Raw genomic sequence first — 7372 nt, 5'->3', positions numbered from 1 at the left:
CACCGCGCCGCTGGCTCGGTGGTTGAGCCTGCCGAAACCAGCCTGTCGAAGCCAAGCGGCGCGGCCCAGAGCTTTTTTGCGCTAACAAACACTTGCCGGAAGTGCTCTTTAGCGCACACCCTGGCCATAGGTACGCAGCACCCGCACGCGCACACTTGCACGGGGGGCATCGGGGCGTTTGGTTAGCCAATCGGCGGCCCGTTCAGGGCCTAAGTAGCGCTGCGCGAGGCGCGAGCGCAATTCAGGGTCAACCGGCTCGACGGTGGCTTGGCCACTGAGCGTCAGGTAGCGCGTGCTATCCTCAATGGTGACACTAATCGTTGGGTTGCGGCGCAGATTGGCCGCCTTGACGCTGCCTGCACCAATACCAAAACGGATCTCATCGCCCTCAAGCAGATACCAGACCACCGTTTGTTGAATGCTTCCATCACCATTGAGAGTTGCAATCACCGCATAATGGCGACCCTCAAGAAAGGCACGTTGTGCCGGACTAATGATCGTTTCCTGGCTCATGGGCCTCCTTAAACAGCGCAGCATACTCCCTTTATTGTACCCCAACTCTGATCCTCTGGCAGAGGAGAATGGTGGCTGTCGGTGGGGGCGTGGGGGTGCGGCATAGAAGCTTCCGCACGCATCCTTTTGTTGTGTGTTGGCGGCTTCGCCGCCAACACACAACAAAAATACCCATTTTCCCCAAATGTCATCAAAGATTCACAATCTACAACCAGAGACTTACGTAAAGGGGGTTGACTTTAACCGTTGCATAATGATATAGTACCTGCGGCAAGCTAAATGGGGTGCCAAGATCGCGCCCCTGGATTGTGTGAAAGGCTGTGGGGTTAGCGTCCTATTGCGCTCGGCCCGGTCTTTGTGCCAAACGGCACCACACATGGTTACGAGGGGCCAGAGTGGGACGACAAAACCTGCTCCGGCCCCCTTAGTTCTCTAGCTTGGCTACGATAGACCTTAGTACGTCGGGGTGTGGCGGGAAAAGATCCTAAGGAGCTGTCTGATAGAGTTAGTGGGCACGCGTTGGAGTGCCGGCTTTAGTCGGCTGAAGTCGGCACTCCAACGCGCCAGTTCATGGCCTTTTCAGATAGCCTCTAACGTACTGTACAGGTCGTATGGTAGCCTGATGGTGGGTGAGGCTTAACATCTTGTGTATCATGTTCATACACCGCCTATCCTGTTGGTATGGAATAGGGATGTTGGGCGTTACCTGGATACGAGAATGCTTACGCAGAACGATTGCTGTACACAGGAGTCGGGGTCGATGAGCGAGCGATTGCTAGAACTGGCGCGCGTGCGCGGCTATATCACCTATGGCGATATTCTTGAAGCCTTTCCTCATCCTGAACTCTACGTGATTGAGGTTGATCAGCTCTACGCGCAGCTTCAGGCCGAGGGGATCAAGGTGGTCGAGTCGGCTGCCGATCTCGTGCAAAATGGTCTTACAGGTGATGATGAGCCGCTGCATGAACCCGATTTGGCCGACATCGCTTTTGATGATCCTGTGCGTATGTACCTCCAGGAGATTGGTCAAGTGCCGTTGCTCACCGCCGAGCAAGAGGTTGAATTGGCCAAGGCAATGGAATCTGGCGATGCCGCACGAGGCTGTTTGGATCGTGAGGAGTATGTGGGCGGGCGTGAACGCTTGCAGCTTGAACGGGTTTTTGCCCGTGGCCAAGATGCACGCCAGCATCTCATTCAGGCCAACCTGCGCCTTGTGGTTTCCATTGCCAAGAAGTATACCTCTTATGGCCTGACCATGATGGATCTGGTGCAAGAGGGGAACATTGGACTCATGCGCGCAGTCGAGAAATTTGACTACACCAAGGGGCATAAGTTTAGTACCTATGCCACATGGTGGATTCGTCAAGCCATTACGCGTGCGATTGCCGACCAGAGTCGCACGATTCGCCTGCCTGTCCATATGGGCGAGGCGATTAGTCAGGTCAAACGCACCAGCCATAAGCTCCAGCAGTCAATGCAGCGTGAACCTACGCCCGAAGAGATTGCTGAAGCCATGGGCATCGGTGCGGCTAAGGTGCGCCGCACCCTCGAAGCCAGTATGCATCCGCTTTCGCTCGAGATGCCGGTGGGCCAAGAGGGCGAAGGGCGTATGGGTGACTTCATTGAGGACGAGCGTATCTCGACGCCCTCTGAGGCTGCCGCTGCTGCAATGCTGCGCGAACAGATCGAAGAGGTGCTGCAGAAGCTGCCCGAACGCGAGCGTAAGATCATCCAGTTGCGCTATGGCCTCAAAGATGGGCGCTACCGCACCCTCGAAGAGGTTGGGGTTGAGTTTGGGATAACACGCGAACGCATTCGCCAGATCGAGGCGGTTGCTCTGCGTAAACTGCGCCATCCCCACCTTGGGAAGAAGCTGCGTGGCTATTTGGATTAGGAGTGATACCAAAGCCGATAGCCGATAGCCGATAGTTGAAAGCCGGACATGGCGTCTCAATGCGCTAGGCTGGCTTCGACAGGCTCAGCCACCGCGGTGGCTGAGCCTGTCGAAGCCACCGCGAGGTCGCCTGCCAACCCAAGGCTTTTTCGCGCTAACAAAGAGTTTTTTGGGCGCGGCTTCGCCGCCTCCAAACCCCCGCCGTGAGCGTATAATAGACATAGCATGACTCGGAGGTCTCTATGTCTATTGAAACCTTTCGCGACCAGACGCGCCAAATTCTGGAGAATCTGCTCACCGAGACGCCGAAGGCCGATCGGGCTGAGTTGCTTGAAGCGTATACGGAAGTGATTACCCGCTTGCACGCGGTTGAATCGCACCAGTTGCTCAATGAGGTGCTGGATGATGCGCGTACCCGCCTTGATGCGCGCCTCTCGCCTGATCCCGTGCGCCAGACTCTTGCCGGGGTGCAGACAACGATTCAGGATATCTGGAATTCGTTGTGGAAGTGATACCAATTACCCTTGAACATGTCGCATGATCAAGAACACTAACACCCATTGGGACGCCATGTTCTGCAATCTGCAATCTGCAATCTACAATCGTAAATGGTATGACGCCCCCGTTGAAGCTTGAACGCGGAGCCCTTGTGGTGACGGTGTCCGCGACGCTGACGCCCGAGGCGCTCAATGTTGCGCTTGCCCACCAGCAACTCTTTTTGCCGCTTGAGCCGTTGCTGCCCGACTTGAGTCTGGCGACGCTGCTGGCGCGTAATGCCGGTGGCAGGCGGCGTTTGCGCTATGGCCCCTTGGGGCGCTATCTGCGTGCGGCCCTGCTTGAGGATGCCAACGGTACCCATGTAATGCTGGGTGGCCCTACGCTCAAGCGGGCCACTGGCTATGGCCTTTGGCGGGCGCTGGCTGGCGGCGAAAGGTTGGCCCTGGGGCGGCCTCTAAGCCTGACGTTGAGCTTGTGCCCCCTGCCGCCAGTGCGGGCGCTGCGGCTGCTGCGTTGTGCCAATCTGGCTGCTGCTTGTCGCCTGGGCGTCCGCCTCGATGCTGCTGGGTTTGCCTTGAGCGCCTTGGCTTTTGCCCGTAACCACACAGGTGCCGGATTGCTGCTCGCTGAATTGGAGCAGCATGGGGCGGTTGTGGCGCGCCAGTTGGAAGAGTTGGATCAGTTGGCGCAGGCCGAAGGCGCTGAACTGTTGGCTACACCAGAGCATCCCTGGGCGATGTGGGAGGCTTTGGCGGCTACTCAGGTGGCACTAGGTTCCTCCCACACGCTCGATCTGACCCTGCCGCGTGGCCACCTTGCTGGCTTTGTGGCTCAGGCTGAACGGGCAGCCCAACACTATGGTTCTACCATCCAGCTCTGGGGCGATGCGGGGCTTGGGGCCTTGCACCTCGTGGTTCCTGATGAGGGGCTAGGCCAAACCCCGCCGCCTGATGGCTCTGTGCAAGCCTTGCTTGCTACCATTCGGGCGCTGGCACAGCGGGTCGGGGGCCAGTTGGCAACCGAGTTGGGCGTTCATGCGCCTGTTGCTCCGCCGGAATTGGTAGCACCACCACTGCTCCATGAATCGCGGGCTTCCAGTCCACGAAGACCAGACGAGGGCGTGCCGCCCGCATTCCCAGGTTTGCGCCTTAGCCCAACGCTGAATAGTGACCGTGCCGCATGCGCGTTTCCCACAGATCAGTTCCGTGCCATTGTGGGCCCGCGCTACCTGCTGACCCACCCGGATGAGTTGGCATGCTATGAGCTTGACGCTTCGATTGCCCAACCAGCAGGGGCGGCCCTTGCGGTGGCCATACCGGGCAACACGGCTGAAGTTGCGGCCCTGGTACGGCTTGCCGCTACTCATGGTATTCCGCTGGTCTGTCGTGGCGCTGGCAGTGGCCTAGCGGGCGGCAGTGTGCCCAGCCCCGGGGCGCTGGTGCTGGCACTTAATCGCCTTGATCAGATTGAAATTGACATAACGCAACAGGTTGCCCGCGTTGGTGTGGGCGCAACGACAGCGGAGGTGCAGCGGGCCGCCGAAACGCAGGGGCTCTGCTACCCGCCTGATCCCTCAAGCCAGATTGTTGCGACCATTGGGGGCAATCTGGCATGCAACGCCGGAGGGCCGCGCTGTGTGAAGTATGGTGTCACTGCCGACTATCTGCTCGCTGTGACCGCTGTGCTGGCCGATGGGCGAGTAGTGCAGTGGGGCGACGGGCTTATTGGGCAGGGCTGTGACCAGAGTTTGGCGCAGTTGCTCGTTGGTTCCGAAGGGACGCTCGCGATCATCACGGGGGCAACCTTGCGCCTGATTGCGGCCCCGCGCACCCGCCGTACTACGATGGCGCTCTTTGCCAGCCTTGAGGCTGCCTGTGCCACGGTGGAACAGATCAGGGCTGCTGGGCTTGTGCCGGCGGGCATGGAGTTGATGGATGGGCCATGTTTGGCGGCGGTTGAAGCCTATATCGCCCTTGGCTTGCCGCATGACACGGGGGCTATGCTGCTGCTGTTGGCCGATGGTGAACCAGAAGCGGTGCATGCGGAGACACAACACCTTGCCGACCTAGCGCATCAGGGCGGCGCTACGCTCGTTGAGAGCGCCCGCACCCCCGCCGATGAAGGGCTGCTCTGGCAAGCGCGGCGGGCTGTTTCGATTGCCTTGACGCGCTTGCGCCCACGGCGGCTTGGCGAAGATATCTGCGTGCCGGTTACGCAGATCGCTGCGTGTGTCGCGCACATCAATGCGATCTCGACCACCTACGGGCTCCCAATTGTCGTCTTTGGGCATGCTGGCGATGGCAACTTGCACCCCAACATCCTCTTTGATCCAAGCGATCCCGACGAAATGGCGCGGCTCTGGCCGTGTGCCCACGCGGTCTTTGCAGCGGCCCTCGCCGTTGGCGGGACGCTCTCTGGCGAACATGGCATCGGCAGCTTAAAGCGCCCCTTCATGGCCCAAGCGCTCAGTGGCGGCGAACTCGCCGCACAGCGGCGCATCAAAGCCCTATTTGATCCGTTGGGTTTGCTGAATCCGGGTAAAGTGCTACCGTAGCCGTTCTCGTGCATTTTTGCAACGAACGAGAACAAGAGCGTCTAAGGTGCAACACCAGAGGGGGCACGGTTTACCGTGCCCCCTCTGGTAACATCTGGTGGACCCAAGCGGGATCGAACCGCTGACCTCAACACTGCCAGTGTTGCGCTCTCCCAGCTGAGCTATGGGCCCTAATAACGTGGACACACGGGGATTCGAACCCCGGACCTCGACAGTGCGATTGTCGCGCTCTCCCAACTGAGCTATGTGCCCGCAACGGGGAGTAGTATAGCAGGGGTTGGGGGCAATGTCAAATAAAAACCCGAAAATCCGAAAGGCCGAAAGCAAAGCTAGGCTTTGAACACTGGTAAGCTAAAGCAGAAGCGCGTTTCTGTGCCGGGGCTACTGGTTACCGTAAGGTTCCCTCCGTGCAGGCGTACCAGTTCGCGGGTGATGGCGAGGCCGAGGCCGCTGCCACCACTTGCCCGTGAGCGGGCGCGATCAGCGCGGTAGAAGCGGTCAAAGATGTGGGGTAGCTCCTCGGGCGCAATGCCTACGCCGTTGTCTATGACGCTGAAACGAATCTGGGTGGGGCCATCAGGTTCGGCTGTGAGGCGCACGCTGCCACCGGCTGGCGTATAGCGCAAGGCGTTACTCACGAGATTGTGGAAAATCTGAGCGAGACGTTGTGGATCGGCATGCAGTGGGGGCAATGCTGGCGCAACGTCGGCAGCCAAACTGAGCGTTTGGCTGGCGGCGAGTTCAGCGAAGAGCGCCACTTCTTGGTCGAGCAGTGCGGCTACATTCACCGCTTGCCGATGGAGGTCAAGCCGGCCCGCCTCGGCCAACGAGAGATCGCGCAGGTCGTCTACCAAACGCCGCAGCCCAAGGGTCGTCTCGTAGATCGTGGTAACCTCCCGCTTATCGAGGGGGTAGACATCATCAAGGATGGCGCGCAGGTTGCCTTGCACCACGGTGAGGGGGGTACGTAGTTCGTGGGCAATATCGGCAACCATTTGGCGGCGCTGTATTTCGCCCGCCTCAAGAGCCCCGGCCATCTCGTTGAAGGCCACGGCTACCGCCTGCACCTCAGTGGGGCCACGCGCAGGCACCCGTTCGTTCAGGTGTCCTTGGGCAATCCGCCGCGCTCCGTTGGCGAGGCGCTGCAAGGGGGCCGCAATGCCACGAGCGATGAGCAGCCCTAAGATGAGACCGAGGCCGCCAGCGAGCAGCCCGGCACTCCAGATGGCACGGTTGAGCCCCTCAAGAAAACTCTGGGCCGCCAGCGGAAGCGCCGCACCCCGGCTCGTAAGCACCAGTACATAGCCTACCGTCTCGCCTTCGACCATAATGGGTATGGCATCGTTGTAGCGTGTGCGTTCCAGGTTGAATGTAGCGCCAAGTCCTTGTGGATCGGCAACAACCCGACCATGGCGGTCGGTCAGCATGATGTTGCTACTCATCGGCGATCCCGGCCCCGGCCCAGCCCCACGTCCAGCCCCACGCAGAGAGGTCATGCCTGTTTCAACTCCGACCCACGAGTCGTTGGTTGCGTAGTGGCTCGCCAAGCGATCCAGGAGGCCACTCTCTAGCACTTGGCTACGTGCCACATAGCCCCGAAAGCTCTCGGCAACGCTGCGTTGAGCCACGAATGCCACTGTGAAGATGGCCACGCAGGTGACCAGTGCAAAACCAAGGGTGAGTTGTAACCAGAGGCGATCCATAGCATACCAGTGACGAGTGACGAGTGACGAGTGACGAGTGATGAGTGACGAGTGACGAGTGACGAGTGACGAGTGACGAGTGATGATTAAGGGAGGCAGAAACTTTTAATTACCCCAGCAGCCTGTCATGCTGAATAGTCCATGGGCGGTCATCGTAGTGCCGACTTTAGTCGGCTGAGGTCTTTGGCAGCGATGGGAAGCCGACTAAAG

At 59.5% G+C, this 7372-nt stretch carries 5 protein-coding genes and 2 tRNA genes; 3 read left to right on the top strand and 4 right to left on the bottom strand.

The genetic code is table 11. The features are described 5' to 3' along the window. Positions 1-108: 108 nt before the first annotated feature. Positions 109-513 carry a PPOX class F420-dependent oxidoreductase gene (locus CJ255_RS20375; protein WP_165774851.1) on the bottom strand — a complete coding sequence of 135 codons (405 nt, stop codon included), beginning with the start codon at positions 511-513 and terminating at the stop codon, positions 109-111. Between the two features lie 760 nt (positions 514-1273). Here CJ255_RS20375 and rpoD point away from each other — a divergent pair. From rpoD to CJ255_RS20360, 3 genes are all read left to right on the top strand, one after another. Beyond that, positions 1274-2407, top strand: coding sequence for an RNA polymerase sigma factor RpoD (gene rpoD / locus CJ255_RS20370; RefSeq protein WP_097645916.1), 1134 nt, complete (start codon positions 1274-1276; stop codon positions 2405-2407). A 242-nt stretch (positions 2408-2649) separates the two neighbouring features. Beyond that, the gene (locus CJ255_RS20365) at positions 2650-2919 is read left to right on the top strand and encodes a hypothetical protein (protein WP_097645915.1); all 270 of its coding nucleotides are present in this window, start codon (positions 2650-2652) and stop codon (positions 2917-2919) included. Between the two features lie 101 nt (positions 2920-3020). After that, positions 3021-5459, top strand: coding sequence for an FAD-binding oxidoreductase (locus tag CJ255_RS20360; protein WP_097645914.1), 2439 nt, complete (start codon positions 3021-3023; stop codon positions 5457-5459). 95 nt (positions 5460-5554) lie between these two features. On the opposite strand, the gene CJ255_RS20355 is transcribed toward CJ255_RS20360, so the two are convergent. The 3 genes from CJ255_RS20355 to CJ255_RS20345 all read right to left on the bottom strand — a co-directional run bounded on the left by CJ255_RS20355 (position 5555) and on the right by CJ255_RS20345 (position 7162). Continuing rightward, a tRNA-Ala gene (locus CJ255_RS20355) sits at positions 5555-5630 on the bottom strand. Positions 5631-5638: 8 nt separating this feature from the next. Continuing rightward, a tRNA-Ala gene (locus CJ255_RS20350) sits at positions 5639-5711 on the bottom strand. 77 nt (positions 5712-5788) lie between these two features. Then, positions 5789-7162, bottom strand: coding sequence for a sensor histidine kinase (locus CJ255_RS20345; protein WP_097645913.1), 1374 nt, complete (start codon positions 7160-7162; stop codon positions 5789-5791). Positions 7163-7372 lie beyond the last annotated feature (210 nt).

Origin of the sequence: Candidatus Viridilinea mediisalina, assembly GCF_002532535.1 — a bacterium.
Taxonomy (GTDB): Bacteria; Chloroflexota; Chloroflexia; order Chloroflexales; family Chloroflexaceae; genus Viridilinea; species Viridilinea mediisalina.
The sequence above is the reverse complement of the archived record's forward strand: the minus strand, read 5'-3'. Positions and strand labels throughout refer to the sequence as shown.